The sequence below is a fragment of the Gallintestinimicrobium sp. genome, from assembly GCF_046968865.1.
Taxonomy (GTDB): Bacteria; Bacillota; Clostridia; order Lachnospirales; family Lachnospiraceae; genus Gallintestinimicrobium; species Gallintestinimicrobium propionicum.
The window spans coordinates 122,112-144,061 of the sequence record NZ_JBKVPW010000005.1; the positions used below are offsets into that span (position 1 = coordinate 122,112).

At 45.7% G+C, this 21,950-nt stretch carries 17 protein-coding genes and 1 riboswitch; of the genes, 14 read left to right on the top strand and 3 right to left on the bottom strand.

Annotated elements, in window-relative coordinates; all coding sequences use genetic code 11:
* Positions 1-7 precede the first annotated feature (7 nt).
* Positions 8-274 carry a hypothetical protein gene (locus ACLTOQ_RS06335; protein WP_021914042.1) on the bottom strand — a complete coding sequence of 89 codons (267 nt, stop codon included), beginning with the start codon at positions 272-274 and terminating at the stop codon, positions 8-10.
* A 191-nt stretch (positions 275-465) separates the two neighbouring features.
* Here ACLTOQ_RS06335 and ACLTOQ_RS06340 point away from each other — a divergent pair, with 191 nt between their 5' ends.
* Positions 466-1,116 (top strand): GTP pyrophosphokinase family protein, encoded by a 651-nt coding sequence (locus tag ACLTOQ_RS06340; protein ID WP_021914043.1) that lies wholly within the window; start codon positions 466-468, stop codon positions 1,114-1,116.
* Positions 1,117-2,289: 1,173 nt separating this feature from the next.
* Here ACLTOQ_RS06340 and ACLTOQ_RS06345 read toward each other — a convergent pair.
* A complete protein-coding gene (locus tag ACLTOQ_RS06345; protein WP_412319097.1) occupies positions 2,290-3,597 on the bottom strand; it encodes an IS30 family transposase in 1,308 nt (435 codons plus the stop codon).
* Positions 3,598-3,910: 313 nt separating this feature from the next.
* Between ACLTOQ_RS06345 and ACLTOQ_RS06350 the strand changes: the two genes are divergently transcribed.
* From ACLTOQ_RS06350 to ACLTOQ_RS06405, 12 genes are all read left to right on the top strand, one after another.
* Positions 3,911-4,591, top strand: coding sequence for a hypothetical protein (locus tag ACLTOQ_RS06350; RefSeq protein ID WP_021914519.1), 681 nt, complete (start codon positions 3,911-3,913; stop codon positions 4,589-4,591).
* Positions 4,591-5,169 carry a flavin reductase family protein gene (locus tag ACLTOQ_RS06355; protein ID WP_021914518.1) on the top strand — a complete coding sequence of 193 codons (579 nt, stop codon included), beginning with the start codon at positions 4,591-4,593 and terminating at the stop codon, positions 5,167-5,169. The genes ACLTOQ_RS06350 and ACLTOQ_RS06355 overlap by 1 nt, the downstream gene beginning before the upstream one ends.
* Positions 5,166-6,746: a M23 family metallopeptidase gene (locus ACLTOQ_RS06360; protein WP_337598573.1), complete on the top strand. Its 1,581-nt coding sequence runs from the start codon at positions 5,166-5,168 to the stop codon at positions 6,744-6,746. The genes ACLTOQ_RS06355 and ACLTOQ_RS06360 overlap by 4 nt, the downstream gene beginning before the upstream one ends.
* A gap of 251 nt (positions 6,747-6,997) precedes the next feature.
* On the top strand, positions 6,998-8,290 hold the full coding sequence (locus ACLTOQ_RS06365) for a UDP-N-acetylglucosamine 1-carboxyvinyltransferase (protein WP_412319098.1): 1,293 nt from the start codon (positions 6,998-7,000) through the stop codon (positions 8,288-8,290).
* 90 nt (positions 8,291-8,380) lie between these two features.
* Positions 8,381-8,506, top strand: a riboswitch (SAM riboswitch).
* Between the two features lie 145 nt (positions 8,507-8,651).
* On the top strand, positions 8,652-9,839 hold the full coding sequence (gene metK / locus ACLTOQ_RS06370) for a methionine adenosyltransferase (RefSeq protein WP_021914515.1): 1,188 nt from the start codon (positions 8,652-8,654) through the stop codon (positions 9,837-9,839).
* 199 nt (positions 9,840-10,038) lie between these two features.
* On the top strand, positions 10,039-10,743 hold the full coding sequence (locus tag ACLTOQ_RS06375; RefSeq protein ID WP_337426971.1) for a LytTR family DNA-binding domain-containing protein: 705 nt from the start codon (positions 10,039-10,041) through the stop codon (positions 10,741-10,743).
* 2 nt (positions 10,744-10,745) lie between these two features.
* On the top strand, positions 10,746-12,080 hold the full coding sequence (locus ACLTOQ_RS06380) for a GHKL domain-containing protein (RefSeq protein WP_337426970.1): 1,335 nt from the start codon (positions 10,746-10,748) through the stop codon (positions 12,078-12,080).
* A gap of 91 nt (positions 12,081-12,171) precedes the next feature.
* Entirely contained in the window at positions 12,172-14,661 is a 2,490-nt protein-coding gene (locus tag ACLTOQ_RS06385) for a glycoside hydrolase family 3 C-terminal domain-containing protein (protein ID WP_337598572.1), read from the top strand.
* Complete coding sequence (locus tag ACLTOQ_RS06390) at positions 14,658-15,233, top strand: GtrA family protein (RefSeq protein ID WP_262585122.1); 576 nt, start codon at positions 14,658-14,660, stop codon at positions 15,231-15,233. Before ACLTOQ_RS06385 ends, ACLTOQ_RS06390 begins: the two co-directional genes overlap by 4 nt.
* The gene (locus ACLTOQ_RS06395; RefSeq protein WP_262585121.1) at positions 15,230-18,169 is read left to right on the top strand and encodes a glycoside hydrolase family 3 protein; all 2,940 of its coding nucleotides are present in this window, start codon (positions 15,230-15,232) and stop codon (positions 18,167-18,169) included. The genes ACLTOQ_RS06390 and ACLTOQ_RS06395 overlap by 4 nt, the downstream gene beginning before the upstream one ends.
* The gene (locus ACLTOQ_RS06400) at positions 18,166-18,564 is read left to right on the top strand and encodes a hypothetical protein (RefSeq protein WP_262585120.1); all 399 of its coding nucleotides are present in this window, start codon (positions 18,166-18,168) and stop codon (positions 18,562-18,564) included. The genes ACLTOQ_RS06395 and ACLTOQ_RS06400 overlap by 4 nt, the downstream gene beginning before the upstream one ends.
* Positions 18,561-19,763, top strand: coding sequence for a hypothetical protein (locus ACLTOQ_RS06405; RefSeq protein WP_262585119.1), 1,203 nt, complete (start codon positions 18,561-18,563; stop codon positions 19,761-19,763). The genes ACLTOQ_RS06400 and ACLTOQ_RS06405 overlap by 4 nt, the downstream gene beginning before the upstream one ends.
* Positions 19,764-20,296: 533 nt before the next feature.
* On the opposite strand, the gene ACLTOQ_RS06410 is transcribed toward ACLTOQ_RS06405, so the two are convergent.
* Positions 20,297-21,436 (bottom strand): RNA-guided endonuclease TnpB family protein, encoded by a 1,140-nt coding sequence (locus ACLTOQ_RS06410; protein ID WP_412319099.1) that lies wholly within the window; start codon positions 21,434-21,436, stop codon positions 20,297-20,299.
* Positions 21,437-21,706: 270 nt separating this feature from the next.
* Here ACLTOQ_RS06410 and tnpA point away from each other — a divergent pair, with 270 nt between their 5' ends.
* Complete coding sequence (gene tnpA, locus ACLTOQ_RS06415) at positions 21,707-21,925, top strand: IS200/IS605 family transposase (protein ID WP_262585245.1); 219 nt, start codon at positions 21,707-21,709, stop codon at positions 21,923-21,925.
* Positions 21,926-21,950: the final 25 nt, after the last annotated feature.

A 21,950-nucleotide genomic window follows, 5' to 3' on the forward strand; every position in this document is an offset into this window, starting at 1 on the left:
CCTGCTTTCAATCCTCCTCAATCACCTGGATTTCCAGGTAATCGAAGTCAATTTCCTCAACAAAAGAATCCTGGCGGAAGCGTGTTTTGGCATGGCGGCGGAAATCATTGATATTGCTGTCGAGCCAGATTGGTTTGCCGAGGTCGAACTGCATGCAGACCTCCTGCAGCGCGTCGAAAACCTTATGGGTTCTGGTTTCTTCGCGGTCGTCGCAGATGACGGTATCGTTTAACATGTGGTTATTTTGAAATGTACGCGCCCATAAACGGAACATGAAAAATCTCCTTTGATGTGAAAGCTGTTTACGTCAGTATAGCATAAATCCCGGAGGAAGTGCATAAATATATTTGTGTAGTGAAAAACCGGAGGAAGATTGGACGGAATATCTAAAATTTTAATGAAATCCGTCTGTTTCCGCATCGGGTATGCTATAATAAAATTATCAAGAAAAGAGAGGCTGAAGGTATGGAACTTTTATTGGATGCAGAAAGCCAGATCGAAACGTGGCAGGAAGTGATATTGGTTTATAATGCCGCCCTGAAACAGATTAATACGAAGCTGGAAATTTTAAACGACGAATTTCAGCACGTTCATCAATATAATCCGATCGAACATATTAAATCCAGAATTAAGACTTCGGAGAGTATCGTAAAGAAGCTACGCAGGCATGGATATGAATCCACGATCGAAAATATGGTGAAGTATGTCAATGATATTGCGGGAATCCGTGTAATTTGTTCTTTTACATCGGATATTTACAGAATCGCGGAGATGATTCGACTGCAGAATGATATTCATGTCATCGCAGTCAAGGATTACATTCGCCTGCCGAAAGCGAGCGGCTATAAGAGCTATCATATGCTCGTGACCGTTCCGGTATTTTTGTCCGACCGCACTGTTGATGTAAAGGTGGAGATTCAGATCCGTACGGTAGCGATGGATTTCTGGGCGAGCCTGGAGCACAAGATCAATTACAAATTCGAGGGCAATGCGCCGGAGCATGTTAAGCGAGAGCTGATCGAATGTGCAGGCATGGTATCTGCACTTGATAACCGGATGCAGGAGCTGAACGAAGAGATTAAGGCATTAAGCAAGGAAGACACGGATGGAGCCTGACGGCTGACCGATCCTGTCAGGGTTCGCTTTATTCATGACAATAGAATGCTCGCGGAGCGTGCATTCTATTGTTTTCGAAAAACTTTTAGGGTATTGAGGCAGTTCGGACGCGGATGCGATCGGGCTGCTTTTTTATTGGCTAGAAACTGCGTTTCTAGCCAATAAAAAACGCTCCGCGAGGATCGCACTGCGGCGGAGAGGAATAATGTCGCTTACGCGACCCGCCGCAGGCGGAGAATCCTGTAAGACATGAAACGGAAAACTTCCCCCTAAAAATGAGGAGTGCCCAGGGCCTCCCGGCACCTGGGCTATTATGAAAAAATTATCTGTGTTTCCTTTGGTAGATCGTTAAGTTCTGTTCCTTAACGACAAACTCAGTATAGCAATTAAATATGAACAAATTATGAACACAATGTTAATATGTAGTTAATTAGCACAAAAACTCGAAAGGCAGAAAAGAAAAACAGTGCAAAATAAATAAAACATTACAGTTCACTCGTACCTTTTTGCGAGCAGATTTCATGCTTGCATGAAAATCTGCTCGCAAAAAGGTACGAAGGGAGCGCCACTTTATGAGCAAAAATGAACTGCGAAGCAGCGGAGAGCGTCGAAGACGCGGTTCATGACAATAGAATGTTCGCGAAGCGTACATTCTATTGTATTGCGAATGGCGCGTGTGAACAGTAGCAATAAAACAAAAGCGCGTCACTTGTAAAAGTTAATTCCACTTTGTAAGGGTAACTTCCACCTTGTAGGACTAACTTCCACGGGGTGGAAGTTTTTTCTTACAAAAATGGTGGTATTTATGTCAAAAAGCATCTATAATAAACCAAAAGCCGGAAAAATGCGCATCAAAATGAGAAGTCGAATTCACGTGGTCCTGGTAAGAGTTAGTGAATTCCACCCCTTAAGGTAACGATAGGAAACTCATCCAACTGCGTAGGACTCCGGCCTTTTGATTGTTTATAAGGAAATTTCTGCAGATGCAGAAATCTTTATCCTTACTTCGCCGGGGTACTTTTTATCTGATGAAATTAGCTGTGTCAAGGCCAAAGCTTTAAAAAGGTGCCTGCGGCAGCCTTGACACAGTTAATTCTCATCAGAATTGTATTAATCAAGCGAAGTAAGGATAGAAGTGTGCAATGCACACAGATAAAGAGAGTGCTTCTTTCTTTATTTGTGTTTCAATAATTCCGGTTTCAGAATGATTTCATTTGCAGGTATTTTGTGAATACCGAGTAAGTCTAATATTTCCTTGCCATAGTAGAATTCAAACATTTCATAAGGTGATTTATCACCAAGTTCAGGTCTTCCATAGGAATTGATGTGATCCATCATGAGATTGATTTCCGCCTGAGCGTACTGCCCAAGATCCGTGAATTTTGGAATGATTCTTCTTATGAATTCATGGTTATTTTCACAAGCTCCCTTCTGACCGGGAGAAGAGGGATCACAATAAAATACCCGAGACCTTATCACACCATCTGAGTCAACTTCAATACCGAAAGGATCTGAAAACTCGGTTCCGTTGTCGGCCAGACATAGGGGGAATAGTTTGGTGAAGTTATCAAACCCAAGTAATTCGTATAGATGATCAAATATGTCAGTCACAGATTTAGAGTCATTTGCTTCCCGCAAAAATGCCAGTTGAAGCTTTGGAAGTACAAAGTGAATGGTGAGTAATACAGAACCGCCCTTTATCCCTTCTACAGAATCAAGTTCAGTAACAGGGAGCGAAGGATTGTTCATTCTGTAAAGCTTATAATCATCATAGGTTCTGCCTATTCTGCAGGATTTATCAACTTTGAGAGGGACTGACTTTTTCTTTCTGGGCTTAAATCGGACCTTTCTGGGCATGTCTATGTTTCTGGCAGAAAAAAGACCACTATCGGCATAAATATAAGCGGTTTTTTCACAGCAGGAAATCTTGTCCTGATTGTTAGCAAGTATGTGATGGATAGATTGACCGTTTTTGAGTAAAGGACTTATTACGGAATCAAGCTGTTTCAATTCATCTTCGCAGAGATTAAAGCCTGAACGTGATTCGCTGCGCACCAATTCATACTCTTTTTGCGCGGAAAGAGCTTTATAGAATCTTTTCTCAAGGGTGCAGCTGTTTAACAGATCACAACCATTACATACGTAGGGAGCCTTGGATAGTTTGGGACATTCCTCTTTGGAGTAGTCCGAACAGGAGGTTGTACAATGCCCACAGGCACTGCATTTGTTACGGTTTTTATGACGTTCGCAGGCAAGGCATATATCGCCGTAATGGAAACAGTGCTTTCTGTTCAGGCAGTCGTTAAAAGGTCTATAAGGAGCACCTTTCTTTTCAAATATGATATGAGCTTTCACTTCTTTGGATACAGTGGTACAGTCCTTAAGAATCTGTTTGCCAATGGCTTTAAAACTCATATTTTTATTAAGAGAATGCTCAATTACGTATCTTTCATCAAAAACTAAATGTTTATTCTTATTCATATGTTTCTCCAGTTCCGGCCGGAGCTTAGAGATGGACGAATAAGAATAAGATAGCATTAAGAATAAGTAACTTCCACACCTGATGTTTGGAGGTAGTAAGTTCCACATCGAATTAGATAGGGGTGGAAGTAAGTTTTACAAATGAGTTAAAACAAAAGCGCTGAAAGAATCTCCGTTTTGATCTTGTTTCAAAATGGTAATAATGATACAATAAAACAGAGTATGCACTGTTGTAAAAAATGCGATTTTGGGGGAAAGGATACTTTGCCCCGGGACATAGGATTGGGAACGGAACAGACAGAGAGGAAAATACATGCAGGATTTGGAAGCAAAGCGTTTGAGAGAATCGCTTGTAGAATACGAAAATTACTTAAATGAAATCCGTCAGGTTACACGAAAAAATGTGGAAGCTCTGGATGTGATTCAGAAATATACGGATCAGAGCGCTGCCGGAATGCAGAATCTGGCGGAGCAGAGCATCGAAGGAATCCAGCGTGTGACGACGGAGAGCGCCGGCGGACTGCGTAAAATTATCGAAACCGGCACGAGCAATTTAAGCCGGATGGCAGAGGGAAGCCAGGACAGCATCAACCGCACCGCACAGGAATGTATGGTTAGACTGCAGAACTATACAAAAGAAGGACTGCTGCGCCTCGACGAAGCACAGCAGAAAAATCAGGAAACTGCAGAGCAGGTCAGTCAGATTGAACAGGCGATCCTGGAGCATATGGATGAGATCAAGCAGCTCTTAAAGCAGTCCGATGATTTTACCCATAAGGAAAACGTAAAGGTATACCGCAACGTACAGGCGGTTGTCGTAGATGAAGTAAAGAAGCAGACCGAAGCGATAGCGGCACAGAATGACGAACTTGTCCGCCGCAATGAGCATTTGCAGAAGCAGGGCAGAGGACTCAGACCTCTGATGATTATTACCCTCGTGACCGCGCTGGCGAATATTGTTCTGGCAGCGGCGCAGATTGCAGGGCTGTTTTAATGGGCCGCGTAAACTGGCGGCCGGGCAATATGCTTTACCCGCTTCCGGCGGTCATGGTTTCGGTTGCGGACAAAGACGGAAAGCCGAATATTTTCACCGTTGCATGGACAGGTACGGTCTGTTCCAATCCGCCGATGGTGTCGATTTCGGTGCGCCCGGAAAGATATTCCTATCATTGTATTGAAGAGACAGGAGAATTTGTCATTAACCTGACGACGAAGGAATTGACGAAAGCAGCAGATTTCTGCGGCGTCAGAAGCGGTCGGGACGTGGACAAATTTGCAGAAATGAATCTGACACCGTGGCCGGGACAGAAAGTGTCGGTACCGCAGATCGCGGAAAGCCCGGTCAGCCTGGAATGCCGTGTGACGCAGAAGATAGAGCTCGGCAGCCACACGATGTTTGTGGCAGAGGTCGTTTCGGTCAGTGTGGACGAGAAGTGGATGGATGAAACGGGACGGTTTCATCTGGAAAAAGCGGACCCGATCGTGTACTCCCACGGCACATATTACGGACTTGGGGAAGCAATTGGGACGTTCGGCTACAGCGTAGCCAAAAAGAAAAAGAAGAAAAGATGAACAGATTGAAGAAATATAGAGGACTGATCAAAAAGACCTGGTTTGCGACGACGGGAATCACATTGCTGGTACTCCTTTTTGGCGTGCCGTCTTTTCCACGATTTCAGAAAACAGGCGATAATTTTTATAAAGTCAGCATCAACGGAACGGAAATTGGCAACAGCAGCGACCCGGAGGAGGTAGAAAGGCTTGTTGCCGAGGCGCGCCGCGAAATCACTGAAACAGAAGGTGCGATGGTATATATCCCGGTTGAAATCACTTCCGAGGGGCAGGAGCTGCTTTTTGGAAATACAGACAGCCGGCACAACTTATATAAAGCGATTTATGATGTTTTAAAAAGCAGCATTTCCACAACGCTGCAGCATGCTTATACGGTAAAAATCAACGAATATACGGTAAACCTGGGCAGCAGCAGTGACGTTCGGGCACTTTTACAGGCTGCACTTGACCGGTACGATACAGAACATGCCTATCGTGCAGATATTGTGATTGACCCGGACAGACAGCTGAACGTCCTGACGACTTCGGTTTCCAAAAAAGACGACAGCACCGGACAGCTGCAGCACGCAGCGGGGGAAGGTGCCGGGGCGGAACGCTTTTTTGACGAGCTGTTTGAAGAGATTGAGCCGGATCAGGGAACGGTGGATTTTTCCCAGATGGAATACGGCACGGTTTCCGTCGATTTCGGTGATACGGTCGAGATCGTGGATGCCTATTTGATGGAAAACGAGATCACGCCGCTGGAAACTGCAATTTCCGAGGTGACGGCGGATCAGCAGAAAGAGCAGATTTATGAAGTAAAAGCGGGAGATACGCTTTCCCAGATCGCAGAGGATAACGGTTTGGCGATTGCGAATCTCGTTGCGATCAATCCGACTCTGGACAATGAAAATTCTGTCATCCGTACCGGTGATGAGCTGATCATCACCGTACCGGAGCCGGAGCTTTCTGTTGTGCATACGGAACAGATTTATATGGAAGATACCTACGAAGCAGATGTGGTATATATCGACAATGACGAATGGTATACGACAAAGACAGAGCTGCGTCAGCAGCCCTCTGCAGGCTTCCGAAAAGCAGCGGCACTTGTGACTTATCGAAATGATGCTGTGGAATCACAGGAGATTTTGAAGGAAGAGGTTATCGTAGAGGCTATTCCGAAGATCGTGGAGCGCGGAACCAAGGTTCCACCGACCTATATCAAGCCGATTTCCGGCGGACGGCTTTCCTCTGGCTTTGGCGGCAGAAAAGCACCCAAGAAGGGAGCGTCCACGAATCATAAGGGAATTGACTGGGCAACCCCCATCGGTACGGCGGTCATGGCATCCAGCGGCGGTACGGTTACAAGGGCAGGCTGGGGCAGCGGCTATGGCTACGTCGTTTACATTCAGCATGCGGATGGCAGAGAAACCCGTTACGGACACTTGAGCAAGGTTTTGGTCAGCGTCGGACAGAAGGTCAGCCAGGGGCAGAAAATTGCCCTGAGCGGAAACACGGGCCGAAGCACCGGACCGCACCTGCATTTTGAAATCCGGATTAACGGACAGGCAGTGAACCCGCTGAATTACCTGAACTGAAAGTTTTAGTTTACAAATGAAGTGGAATATGCTATAACCACAAGGACGGTAAAGGATTCTTTTTGCCGTTTTTGACGTGCATAAACGACGAAAAACAGAAGAAGATTATAATAAATAGATGCTGCGTGCAGAGGTTGCATGCGCAGCAAAACAGATTTGAAAATAAAATTCAGGGATTTCTTTTTTCAGGCGCTGAAAGAGGAAATTGATGCGATGGACAGGCTGCCTGTGCAGCAGAAATAAGAGGAAATATGGAACAGTATGCAATCAATGGCGGAAATCCGCTGGTCGGCGAGGTTGAAATCGGGGGCGCAAAAAACGCGGCGCTGCCGATTCTGGTTGCTTCCCTGATGACGGATGAGACCGTACTGATCGAAAATATGCCGGATGTACGGGATACGAACATCCTTTTGGACGCGATGGCGGGGATTGGCACTCATGTGGAGCGGGTTGACCGTCACACCGTTAAAATTAACGGTTCTCTGATTCATGACTTAACGGTTAATGGTGATTCTGTCAAGAAAATCAGGGCATCCTATTACTTTTTGGGAGCCCTTCTTGGGAAATATAAAAAGGCTACAGTTGTACTGCCAGGCGGCTGCGATATCGGCTGCCGTGCAATCGACCAGCATATCAAAGGGTTCAAGGCACTGGGCGCGACGGTTGAGATTGCGCATGGCATGATTACGGCGGAAGCGTCCCATCTGTGCGGTGCGCACATTTATCTGGACGTTGTCAGTGTCGGAGCGACAATCAATATCATGATGGCTGCAGCGCTGGCAGAGGGCAGAACAACGATCGAAAATGCTGCAAAAGAACCTCATGTTGTGGATCTGGCGAACTTTTTAAACAGCATGGGAGCCAATATCAAGGGCGCAGGTACGGATGTGATCCGGATCCGTGGTGTAGAGCGACTGCATAAGACGGAATATCCGATCATCCCGGATCAGATCGAAGCCGGCACGTTTATGTTTGCTGCCGCTGCGACGCACGGCGATGTGACGGTCAAAAACGTGATTCCGAAGCATCTGGAATCCATTTCTGCAAAGCTGTCGGAAATCGGCTGTGAAGTGACAGAGTCGGATGATGCTGTCCGGGTAGTGGCTTCCAGACCGCTCAAACATACACAGGTAAAGACTCTGCCGTATCCGGGCTTTCCGACGGATATGCAGCCCCAGATCGCGGTGACGCTGGGTCTGTGCTGCGGCACGAGCATTGTAACAGAGAGTATTTTTGAAAATCGTTTCCGCTATGTGGACGAGCTGATCCGCATGGGCGCAAGCATTAAGGTGGAAGGAAATACTGCGATCATCGACGGCGTTTCCCGATATACCGGAGCGAGCATCAATGCGCCGGATCTGCGTGCCGGAGCAGCGCTTGTTATCGCAGCGCTGGCAGCGGAAGGAATGTCTGTCATTGACGATATCCGTTATATCGAACGCGGATATGAGGATTTTCCAGCAAAATTACAGAGCCTCGGCGCCCAGATCGAAAAGGTGGAATCCGAACGGGAATTGCAGAAATTCCGCTTAAAGATTGGCTGAGACACTTTTCATAAATTGTCCTGTTGACAAATACAGGGCGCTATAGTATTTTAAATGAGTACCTGATAAGAAAATTCAATATTGTGCCTTCTCTTATTCAGAGTGGTGGAGATACATAGGATCTGTGAAGCCACGGCAACCCCGTTTTTTCGGAAGGTGCCAGCCTGAGCGAGTAGAAGTCCCATTTCCGGGACGGAAGCAATCGAACAATAAGAGGATTTGATTATCAAACTATCGGATCCGCTTTTTAGCGGATCTTTTTTGTACAGGAAGCTTTGTTTCCAATACAAAAATGCTCTACAGAAAAGAATCCTGTAGAGCAGGATCCTATTTTTCACAGCAAACATCTAAGGAGGAACAGATGGAAAAACGTTTATTTACTTCTGAGTCTGTAACAGAAGGACATCCCGACAAAATGTGCGATGCCATTTCCGACGCAATTCTGGACGCACTGATGGAAAAAGACCCGATGAGCCGTGTAGCCTGCGAGACAGCAAGCTGTACCGGTTTCGTACTGGTAACCGGTGAAATCACCACTAACGCATATGTAGATATCCCGAAGATCGTTCGTGAGACGGTTAAGGAGATCGGCTATGACAAGTCTGAGTATGGCTTTGACGGCAACACCTGTGCCGTTATGGTTTCGATCGACGAACAGTCTTCCGATATCGCAATGGGCGTTGACAAGGCCCTGGAAGCAAAAGAAAACCAGATGTCTGAGGAAGAGCTGGAAGCAATCGGCGCTGGCGACCAGGGTATGATGTTCGGCTATGCAACCAACGAGACAGAGGAATATATGCCTTACCCGATCTCTCTGGCGCACAAGCTGGCACAGCAGCTGACCAAAGTAAGAAAAGACGGCACACTGACCTATTTAAGACCCGACGGCAAGAGCCAGGTTTCTGTAGAATATGATGAAAACGACAAGCCGGTTCGTCTGGAGGCAGTTGTATTATCCACACAGCATGATCCCGATGTAACACAGGAACAGATTCACGAGGATATCAAAAAATATGTCTTTGATCCGATTCTGCCTGCAGAGCTGATCGATGAGAACACCAAGTTCTTCATCAACCCGACCGGACGTTTCGTAATCGGCGGACCTCACGGTGACGCTGGTCTGACCGGCCGTAAGATCATCGTAGACACCTACGGCGGATATGCACGTCACGGCGGCGGCGCTTTCTCCGGTAAGGACTGCACCAAGGTTGACAGAAGCGCAGCTTACGCAGCACGTTATGTTGCAAAGAACATTGTTGCAGCAGGACTGGCTGACAAGTGCGAAATCCAGCTGTCTTACGCAATCGGCGTAGCACAGCCTACCTCTATCATGGCAGACACCTTCGGCACCGGCAAGGTTTCCGATGAGAAGCTGGTTGAGATCATCCGTGAGAACTTCGACCTGCGTCCGGCAGGCATCATCAAGATGCTGAACCTGCGTCGTCCGATCTACAAGCAGACCGCTGCATACGGTCACTTCGGCCGCAACGATCTGGATCTGCCCTGGGAGAAGCTGGATAAGGCAGAAGATCTGAAGAAGTATCTGTAAGATCCACCCTTTTGTAAAATAAGGTACATTATAAAATCCCATGTTCCTGCCGCGGCAGCGTTATGTTGCTTCGGTGGTGGATGTGGGATTTTTTCGCCCACGGAGACACAGAAGAATTCCACTTTGCAGGATTTTTGTTTATTGCTATAATAAATGAAACAAATAGGTGATGCCAAAGATCAGGTGGAGGTTTTGATAAATGATTACCATTGCCATTGTGGAAGACGAGGAAGCTTATGCAAAGCAGCTGACAGAATATATTGAACAGTATCAACAGGAATCCGGCAAACGCTTTCGGGTAATACGGTTTACGGATGGAGATGAAATCGTAGAAAAATATACCGGAGAGTACGACATCATTCTGATGGATATTCAGATGCAGTTTATGGACGGGATGACAGCGGCGGAAGAAATCCGCAAGTTCGATACGAAGGTCGTCATCATGTTTATCACCAATATGACCAATTATGCGATCCGGGGATATGAGGTGGACGCGATGGATTATGTGCTGAAGCCGGTAACGTATTTTTCCTTTGCAAGGAAGCTGGAACGGGCGATTAGCAGAATTCCGCAGAAAACAGGAAAACCGGTAAAGGTTAATACCCCGGACGGCGTTGTGCGGATCGATGCAGGGGATGTTTATTATATTGAAAGCGAAGGACATAACCTGATTTATCATACGTCGAACGGAACCCTGAAAGAGCGGGCAAAGATGCAGGACGCGGCGGGAAAATTTGAACCGCTCGGATTCTTTCGCAGCAATAAGGGGTATCTTGTCAACCTGGAATATGTAGAAGGTGTAAAGGATGGATGCTGCACGATTCAGGGAGAGGCGTTGTTGATCAGCCGAGCAAGGAAGAACGATTTTATGACAGCATTGGCACAGTACATGGGGGAACATTGAAGATGGCAGAATTGCTGACAGGCACTTATGAGGATATTCCACGCTATTATACGGCGATTGCGGAATGGATATCCTGTATGTTGTTTTGTTATTTTTACAGAAGAAAAATAAAAAAGAGCTGCTTTGCAGGAATTGCGGCGGGAATGCTGGTTTTACAGACGGGATGGCTGATGCTTACCGGAAACGTCTCGACGCTGTTTTGGATTCCCTGTATGATCATTGCAATTGGAATGATGTTTCTGTTTTTATGGATGGTCATAGAGGCTACCTGGAAAATGGTAGCGTACTGCTGCATGAAAGCGTTTCTGACGGCAGAATTTATGGCTTCCCTGGAATGGCAGCTGGAATATTTTGCTTACAGGGGAAGGACTGAAAAAGGAGTTTTAAGCATTCTGACGCTGGCGATTGTGTATGGAGCAGTTACAATGATACTCTGGATCATAGAATCCCGGATGAAACGGGATGAGATTGAGCTGGAAATCAGCGTGAAGGAGCTGTACAGTACGCTGTTGATTGTATTGAGTGCGTTCATGCTGAGCAATTTAAGCTTCGTCTATCGCAATACGCCGTTCAGCGGATCCATTGCAACGGATATTTTTACGATCCGGACGCTGGTGGATTTTGGAGGGCTTGCAATCCTGTATGCCTATCAGAGCCTACGGCATGAAGTCGGCGCAGAAAAGGAGCTGTCCAAGATTCAGAGTATACTGACCGCCCAGTATGACAGCTACCGGAATTATCAGGAAGTGACAGACCTGATTAATATGAAATATCACGATTTAAAACATCAGATTGCGGGACTGCGGGCAGAACAGGACCCGGAAAAGCGGTCGAAATGGATTGATCAGATGGAAGACGAGCTGGCAGCCTATCAGCCGGAACGCCAGACGGGTAATCAGGTACTGGACGGTGTGCTGGACGGAAAGATGCCGCTGATCCGTAATGCCGGGATTGCATTTACCTGCGTCGCGGACGGAGAATTGTTGAAGTTTATTCATGTGACAGACATCTGTACGATTTTTGGAAATGCGCTGGACAATGCGATTGAGTATGTTTCCATGATCTCCGATCCGGAGAAAAAAATTATCCATATGGAAATTTCTTCGCGAAAGCAGTTTGTGTATGCAGAGGTCAGAAATTATTGCGATACGGAGATAAAAATTAAAAATGGATTTCCGATGACGACAAAACGGGATGCGGGAAATCATGGATTTGGGATTAAGAGCATTAGCTATGCGGCTAAAAAATATGGAGGAACGATGCAGTTCGGTGTAAAAGATCATTTCTTTTTCATAAGGATTTTGATTCCGAAAGAAGAAATAGAAAGCAGTTTGTGACAGATTTGGAACCATTCGTGCCAGAGGGATATTCCCTCTGGTTTTTTGGTTATAATGAGAATCACAAAAGGCGTCTAAAGAAAAAAAGGAGGTGGGTGAAAAAGTGCGGCATCAGGAGCTGATAGAGAAAATGACTTTGGAAGAGAAAGCCGCATTTCTGACAGGAAAGAATGAGTGGTGTTCCAGAGGCTATAAACATCTCGGAATTGAAAGTATTACCTTTGCAGATGGGCCGAGTGGAGTCCGCAGACAATATGGAAACGGAGACCATCTCGGTTTGAATCCATCGACGCCAGCCACCTGTTTTCCATCCTCGTCCACGCTGGCAAACAGTTGGGACGAAGCGTTGGAAGAAAAGGTTGGAAGCGCGCTGGGGCAGGAGGCGGCATTGGAAGATGTCGCCGTATTGCTGGCACCGGGGCTGAATTTAAAGAGAAATCCGCTTTGCGGCAGAAATTTTGAATATTTTTCAGAAGATCCGTATTTGTCCGGGAAAATGGCGGCAGCTATGATAAGAGGAATCCAGAGGGAAGGAGTCAGCGCTTGCGCAAAGCATTTTGCAGTAAACAGCCAGGAAACAAGGCGGATGGCAGTAAATGCTATGCTGGATGAGCGGACGCTCCGGGAAATGTATCTGACGGGCTTTGAAATCGCCGTAAAAGAAGGAAAGCCGGGAGCGGTTATGTCCTCTTACAATGAAGTGAACGGGGAGTATGCGAATGAAAACAGGTTTCTGATGAAACAGATTCTGCGGCAGGAATGGGGATTTCAGGGATTTGTCGTCACCGACTGGGGCGGCGGCAATGATTTTACAAAAGGAATCCGAAACGGCTCCAATCTTCAGATGCCGGGCTGCGGATTTGACTGCGCAAGACAACTTTTGGCAGCAATAAAGGATGGAAAGATTACAGAAAAAGAGGTGGATGAACGCGTTGATGAGTTGCTGCAGGCGGCGCTGAGCTTACCCAAACAGTCCCGAGAAAAGAAAAAAGAGCTGGAAAAGCAGAAAGAAGAACTGCATCGAAGCCATCACAGGCTCGCGCAAAAGGCGGCAGAAGAAAGCATGGTTTTGCTGAAAAATGAAGCAGAGATACTTCCATTGACTGCTGGAACAAGGGTTGCGGTGATCGGGGATTTCGCTTTTGAGCCGAGATATCAGGGAGTCGGGTCATCCAGTGTCAATGCGATCAGTGTAGAAAATGTAGTAGAAAAAATATCCGATACAGACCTTATGGTAGTCGGGATGGAAAGAGGTTACAGACGGGATGGAAAAGCGGATTACAATCTGGAAGCGCAGGCTTTGGAACTCGCATCCAAAGCGGAGGTGATCCTGTATTTTCTGGGACTTGGAGAAACGGAGGAATCCGAAGGACTTGACCGGAAAAATTTTGAAATACCGCAGAACCAGATTTCTCTTTTACAGAAGCTTACAGAAAAAAATCCGGCAATCGTCGCTGTACTCAGCACGGGAAGCGTTGTCGACATCGGATGGAAAATAGACTGTCGGGCAATTTTGCATACTGGATTGTCCGGCGAAGCTGGAGCTGGAGCTGTTTTGAATGTACTGACCGGGAAAGTTAACCCAGGAGGAAAGCTGACGGAATCCTGGATTTGTCATTATGACGATACGCCGTCCGCTTTTGTTTATCCTGCGAAGGAAAGAACTTTGCCATATGGGGAAGGAATCTATGTGGGATATCGCTATTTTGAAAAAGAACAGATTCCGGTATCCTTTCCCTTTGGATTTGGACTTTCCTATACGACCTTTACGTACAGCGGTCTGGAAGTGGAAGAAAACGGAATTCGCCTGCGGTTAAAAAATGTGGGAGAGATTGCCGGAAGCGAAATCGTACAGATGTATGTGGCGCTTCCGGACAGAAAAATCGAACGTCCGGAGAAAGAGCTCAAGGGATTTGCAAAAGTTTATCTGGAAGCAGGAGAAGAAAAGGAAGTCTGCATTTTATTCGATGACAAAACGTTTCGGGTGTTTGATGAAGAAGCCGGAATGTGGGTAGAGGAAGCGGGAACGTATCGGATTTTCGTCGGCAGCAGCAGTCAGGATATCCATCTGGCAGGAGAGATTTTCCAAACTGGATTACAAAAAGACGGGCAGCACATTCTGGAAGTCCCGGGGAGTAAAACACAGATCTGGAAGACAAGGATGCAGGCATGCAAAATGTCTGGGATGGGAGAAAATACCGGAAATCCGGTTTGGAATGGATATAAGGTTCTGCAAGCAAATGATCCGCTGTCGGATATGCGATATGCGAAAAATCCAGTCGCAAGGTATATTGCAAAAATGCTGAAAAATAAAATAGAAAAGGCGGAAGAAAACGGGCAGACGCCAGACTTAAATACACTATTTCAATATAATATGCCGTTCCGTGCGATTGCCAAAATGACAGGAGGAATGGTGTCCGCCAAAATGGTGGACGGACTTCTTCTGGCGGTAAACGGAAAGACAGGAAAGGGCCTTGTAACAGTAATCTTCGGTTTCTTTGAGAATTGGAAGGCCAATAAAGCTTATGCAGCGATTCTTGCACAGCAGGAAAAAACAGGCGGGGAAGAGGGTGAACTATGAAGGAGCTGAAAGAGTGGAAAGAAAAACACCCGGATATCTACGAATTTGTCATCTTCAATATCCTGTCAAACTGTGCGACAATTACGAATTTTGCAGTGATGTGGGTCTGTACAGAGGTTGGGTTTCGACGCTTTCGGGAAATCCCATTTCAGGTGTTTGTGTTTGACTACACAACAAAGGAAAGCAGGATGCTTTGTGGATTTTTAAGCTTTTTAGTGGCAACGGCAGCGGCGCAAACGGTAAATTTTTTTGTACAGAAAAACCTGGTTTTTCATTCGGATGCGGCATTTGGAAAAGCAGTATGGAAATATGCAATTCTGGCAGTCGTTCTGGTGATTGTTTCGACAGCGCTTCCGGCTTACAGCCAGAGGTGGTTTGCGGGGCTTGGCATTTCGGAAACGATTATTCCGACGCTCGCTAATATACTGAATATCCTTGTGCAGGTTGTGATCAGCTATCCGGCGATGAAATTCTGGGTAATGCCGGAGAAAAAGAAAGAGAGGACAGCAAAGGAGAAAGGAATGCAGAAGAAAAAGAACGATACGGAAAAAGAAGAGGGAGGAAACTTATGAAACGCAATACAGCAATTTTACGTGGACTGGCGGCTGTGACAGCACTGGGAACGATGCTTTGTACAACTGCGACCACACTGACATTTACTTATTCCGGAATTATCAATTCCTATCTGAATATCAATACAACGAAAATTATTCAGCCGGATAACGCGAACGGTGTTGTAGAAGCTGCCTATGATAATGAATATGGAACAGACAGCAGCAATAACCAGATGGCGATGCTTCTGGAGCTGGATGTGGCTTCGGAAAATATCACGCAGGCGGAAGAAGGAACGGTGCTTCTGACCAATCACAACAACGTGTTGCCGCTTTCCAAAGATGCAGGAGTAACTTTGTTCGGTAACGGTGCATTCCATTCCGTAGGGACTTCTTCCAAAAGCCCGTTTGATGCAATTGTGCCTGCAACGCTCACGTCTGCGCTTCAGGAAGCGCTGGGAACCGATCAGGTCAACGCAGTGCTGGGCGAGCAGGTATATGCGGAGCTTGGAACGACGAGCGGGACAACCATTGTAGAGGGAGATATCGCATCCGTAAAAGCGAACGAAAGCAGCTGGCAGAACAGCTGTAACGATGCGGCAATTGTTGTTTTATCCAGAGCCGGCGGAGAGAGCACGGACGCTGCAATGAAAACAGAGGAAGGCAGAAATTATCTGGCGCTTAGCAGTCAGGAAGAAGATCTGATGTCTTACTTAAAGCAGCAGAAGGAAGCGGGTGTATTTGGCAGCATAATCGTATTGGTCAATTCTGAGCAGGCGATGGAGCTTGGCTGGCTCGATGAGTATGACGTAGACGCGTGTCTGGTAGTCGGCAGACCGGGCGCAGTAGGTTATACCGGTATTGTAAATGTGCTGACAGGCGCAGCAAATCCTTCGGGACGTTTGGTAGATACCTATGCTTCCAATTCTCTGTCCGCACCGGCAACTGTTTTTGCAGGAGAAAATACACAGACCTGGGCAAATCTGGACTGGGTAGAAAACAATGACGTCGATTTTGGCACAGACGGTTCGGAAAACAACTGGATTGTGTATGCGGAAGGTATTTATGTCGGGTACAAATATTATGAAACCCGTTATGAGGATACGGTATTAAAAGCAGGAAATGCAGATTCTACGAAAGGCTCCAGTACTGGCAATGCATGGAACTATGCGGATGAGGTGAGCTTTACTTTCGGTGACGGACTTTCCTATACAACCTTTGAGCAGAAGCTGGATCAGGTAAAATATAATGCGGAAACCGATTCCTATGAGGCAGAAGTGACCGTGACCAATACCGGAGATGTTGCGGGAAGAGATGTTGTGGAGTTCTATGCGCAGACACCATATGGTGATTATGAAAAGGAAAACCATGTGGAAAAAGCGGCGGTTCAGTTTGTCGGAATGGGGAAAACAAAGCTGTTGGAGCCTGGAGCAAGCGAAAAAGTAACCGTGTCTGTGGACAGATATTTCCTTGCCAGCTATGACACTTACGGCGCAGAAGGCTATATTATGAGCGCAGGAGATTATTATCTGGCAGTCGGCAACAGCGCCCATGATGCACTGAACAATATTCTGGCAGCAAAAGGATATACTGCGGCAGATGGAATGGATGCTGACGGTAATGCAGATCTGACCTATACCTGGAACCAGGAACAGCTCGATACGGACAGCTACCGATATTCCGAAGAAAATGGAACAGAAGTGACGAATCAGTTTGACTTTGCAGATCTGAACTACTATGGAATTGACTTTACATATCTTTCCAGAAATGACTGGGACGGCACTTATCCGGCGATGATCTCTGTGGAAATGTCGGAAGAAATGTTAAAGGATATGGTGGCGAACTGGTATAATTCTGCAGATTATGATACCGGGGAAACCTATACGACCGGCGCAGACAATGGCATCGCCTTTGCAGATCTGTACTATACGGACTATGACGATGAAGAAACCTGGAACGCTTTTCTGGACCAGCTGACGATTGAAGAGATGCTGACCCTGCTTTCCGATAATGATGGTTACGAAGCAATCAACAGCGTTGGAATGCCCGGAATGAAACGGACGGATGACAATATCGGTATTGGTTCTCTGACCTGCACCGGAACCGATGCGCTGATCTGGGTTTCTGAGGTTACGACATCCAGAACATGGAATACAGAGAGATTTACACAGAGAGGTCATCTGTTGGGCATTGAAGCTGTTTTCTGCGATGCGAACGAAATCTGGTACGGCGGCGGAAACATTCACAGAACTGCATTTGGCGGAAGAAATAACCAGTATTATGCAGAGGACGGAAACTACGGATACCTTGTCGGCGCTTATGAAGCGGAGGCAATGCAGAACGTAGGCGTTATCTACTGCATCAAGCACTTTGCGTTGAATGATCAGGAAATCGGAAGAAATGGTATTTCCACTTTTACCAATGAGCAGGCACTGCGTGAGATTTACTTGAGATCGTTTGAAGGTGCATTCCGAGAAGGCGGCGCAATGTCTGTTATGACAGCCTTTAATCGAATCGGATGCGTTCCCAATAATGCAGATTCAGCGTTGTTGAATGATGTGCTGAGAGGAGAATGGAACTTTAAAGGACATGTTACATCGGATGGTTATTCTTCTCTGGCATATAAGAATCATTTCGCAGAGTTCCTTGTAACCGGTCAGGATTACTATTGCATGGATGCAGGAATGTATGGTTCTTCCATCGGAAAGCTGATCAATGAAGGAGACACGGCGCTAATCGGAGCGCTCAGACGTGCGGCGAAAAATGATCTGTATGTAGACAGCAGAAGTATTGCGGTAAACGGGCTGACAAACGGAAGCGTTGTTGTAACGATCGTACCGGGATGGCAGAAAGCACTGTTAATTGCTAATGCGGTATGCGCGGCAGGATTTGTCGGATGCCTGGTTGCAGGGATTGTAACCATGTTTACCGGTAAAAAGAGGGAGGAAAAAGTATGAAAGGGAAAAGTATGAGTGAAAAGCTCAGTTTGATCGGTGCAGGTATTGGCACAGTGACTCTGGTGATCTTCTGCATATACGGGCTGGTATATGATTATATGGATATTGCAGTTGCGTTCAGTCTTGTGTTGAGTGTTGCGTGTGGAGCAGGATATGTCCTGCTTCATGCGAAGGCTGTGGAAGTACTGAATCTGCTGCAGGTGATGTGCGTATCCTGGGGGATGGGGCTTTTTTTCTTAAACAGCTATCCCGTATGGGCAGACCGTTTAAATGGCATTGATATGTACGGATCGAGAGGCACGCTGCTGCCGGTTATTACCATTCTCGTACTGTGCTTTGCAACGGCGATTATCGGGATTGTTTCCTGCTTTATGAGAAAGGAGAAAGAGGCATGAGCGCAAAGAAAAAAATCGGAGTTGTCATGATGGCTTCCCTCCTCTGTGTCTGCACAGGCTGTGCAAGCTCTGTGGCAGATAACACGAATACTTACTTTTCTCAAGTGAATTCCACATTAAATACTTGGTTTGTGTCCAATCGTACAAAAAACGATGGAGAAGAAAGCTCCGGCAAAGCAAAACTGGATGCACCGGCAGATTTTACACTGGATGAAAACGGGAATTATTCGTTTACAGGAGTGGAAAACGCAGATTATTATCTGGTTTATTTCTGTGCACCGGATGCTGTAAACGATGAAGATGCGTTCCTGTATTCCAGCGATGCGCTGAAAGCAGACGGGAATGGCGGAGAAATCTATGAAGGAAATGTGGACGATTTATTACAGTACGGATACGGGGAATATCTTGTAAAAGTATTCGCGTTTCCCGATATGAATGACAATGAGCACTCGGTATCCGCGGCAGCATCGACGAGTTTCTCCTGTTCCGGAAATCAGGACGCGCCGGTCATCGATTACCTGTGGAATACGTTTGATGATACGGTTGAGGTACAGCTTTCCAATATCGATACCTATACCTATCAGAGCTATCCGGACCGTGTGGAAGTAACTTTTATCAATTCCGAAGACGCAAATGATGTGACAGTTATTACGATGGAGGATCTGTCCCCTGACAATAATACGCTGGTTTCGGGCGATTTGAAGAAAGGAACAACCTATGACATTACTGCGGTCAGCAAGAGCGACAGCGAGTATGTTTTAAACAGCGTATCGGATATGACCGATGTAGCGGAGGGCATAACATTTGATGATACAAACGTGATGTCGGAGAATTATTACTACACGGATGGAATTGCCAGAGCATCTTTCAGCTATCTGGAGGTTTGCGAGAATTTTGATCTGGAAAACGCAGGCGCGATGAACGAACCCGGCGTATCCGTAAAATTCACCTTCACAGCGACACCGACGGTTGCCAATGCGGGCTGTGCGTACAGCTATATTGTAGCAGGCGACTGCAGACCGTTCTCTTTTGAGGATGGAACGCTGGATCTGTATACAGACGGAACGTTTCTGATGTGCCAGAATTCGGAAATGCCTCCGGAAGGACCTTCGACCATTCAGGGAATCTGGAAAGATAACGGTGACGGGACAGCGACGTTGAGCTTTAACCACGCAACGTTGACGACATCGGTTGATTGATAGGACATTGACAGACGGATGATGGATGCTGGCAGATGCCAGCCGTCGATTCGGTTTCCTGAGATGCTTTTGTCGGGGACAGGCACTTAAACAAAATAACAATAAAATCCCATGTTCCTGCCGCGGCAGCGTTATGTTGCTTCGGCGGTGGATGTGGGATTTTTTGTGTTACAGAGCGGGACAAAGCGTTCTGGTATGGGCTGGCGAAACATTTATCGGAAGATGCCAGTCTGATAAGGATGGAATTTTCCAAACGGGCATGGTATACTCAACTCAACAAAATAAAGTGAGAAACAGAATCGGAACCGGTGGTGTAAAAATCAGCAGGAATCATAACAGAGCAGGAATTTTGGAATCCTGCATAAAATAAGGGGATCGATACGAGTCAACTACCCACGACCTAAAGGTCATGGGCTTGTAACTGCCCAGTCGTACTAACGGCTTACACCTCCGACCTTTAATCCCCGATAGATATTGCTATCTAAAGTGGCGTTACATCACAGGGTGGTTGACAGCACCCTTTGTAGCAGAGTTTACTCTGTTACAACTGTATCAGGTACTTGGCTATCAGCAAGATAGTTTATTCCCATACGATACAGATTCATAGCTCCAATACGGTCATCATTAGACGTATAACCGCAGTTTTTGCAAGTAAACAAATGTATTTTCTTATTACGATTAGACTTTTCAGTATGTCCACAAGCAGGACAGCATTGACTGGTATAACGAGGATCCACCTTTATTACAGAAGATTGATTCTGCTTCGCTTTGTAAATCAGCTTCTGCTCAAGGTCATAAAAAGACCATGATACAGAAACATAGCGTTTTTTTGTTTTGACACGTTCTGTAACATTGCGAATACCAGTCAAATCTTCTAATACAAAGAGAGTATGCTTTGGATTACCGGTGGCGAGTGCCTTCGATACCTGATGGTTAATATCCTGCATCCAACGGTTTTCTCGCTGACCGATAGCTTTTAGTCTTCGCCTTGAAGATGGCGTATGTCGCATTTGGAGTTTTTTACGAAGCTTGGAATAGTTAGCACGTTTCTGTTTAATAGCTTTACCACTAACAAATCCAGACTTGTGATGACTGTCATAGGTTGCAACAACGAAGTTAATTCCTCTGTCAATGCCTACGACATTACAAATGTCAGAAATATTACTTTCTTCGACATCATAAGTTACTGGTATGTGAAGATAATATTTACCATGTTTGTTTGTGAGCTTAGCAGTACCAAACCTATAGATTGTGTGGTCAAAATATTTAGACATACCTTCAGCGAAATATGGAAGTTTCACACGACCACTCAGCGTATTCACAGAAAAACAGTTTTGCGTTAAAGAATAATCTCTGTTCCAAACTAAATCATACTGAGGTTTCTTGAAGGTTGGTCGTATCCATTTATTATGATTTTCGAGAATAGTTCTATATCTTGCAATGACCGTTTTCAAAACGGACTGAGCCATTTGCGATTTCAGACCAAATTTTTCTCTTAGAGTAGAATACAAAACTTTATTCAGTGAAAACTGCTTTAAATCATGAGTTTGGAATACATAGTCTGAAACATAATTACAGGCATCACGATAAACAGACATAGTTTCATCAAGCAAAACTTTATCTGCATCAGTAGCGACTATTTGAACTTTTGCTGTTATAGTCATCTGTTCCATAGATGTACTCCCTTCATTGATATTTCACTAGATATAGTATATAATAATGGTTAGTGAGTGTCAATAATTATCAGAGGCAGGCTATGGACAATAGATATAATCGTCATAACAGACGAAAATACAGTCTAAAAGTACATATAGTTCTTGTTAACTAAATATCGTAAGAAACTACTAAAAGGTTCTATTGCCGACGATGTTAAGTAAAAGATTTTTGATATAGCTAATACTCGTGGCTACGAAATAATCGCTATGGAAGCAGACAAAGACCACATGCATTTCTTAATAAGTTATGATACGACTGATAGGGTTTGCGACATTGTTAAGATTGTAAAACAAGAAACAACATATTACCTATGGCAAAAGTATGGTTCGTTTCTGTCTAAACAGTATTGGAAGAAAAGGATATTTTGGTCAGACGGATACTTTGCTTGCAGTATTGGAGAAGTATCGTCAGCGACTATACAAAAGTATATTGAAAGTCAGGGTTAATGGCGAAAGATTCACAAGGCTCCTC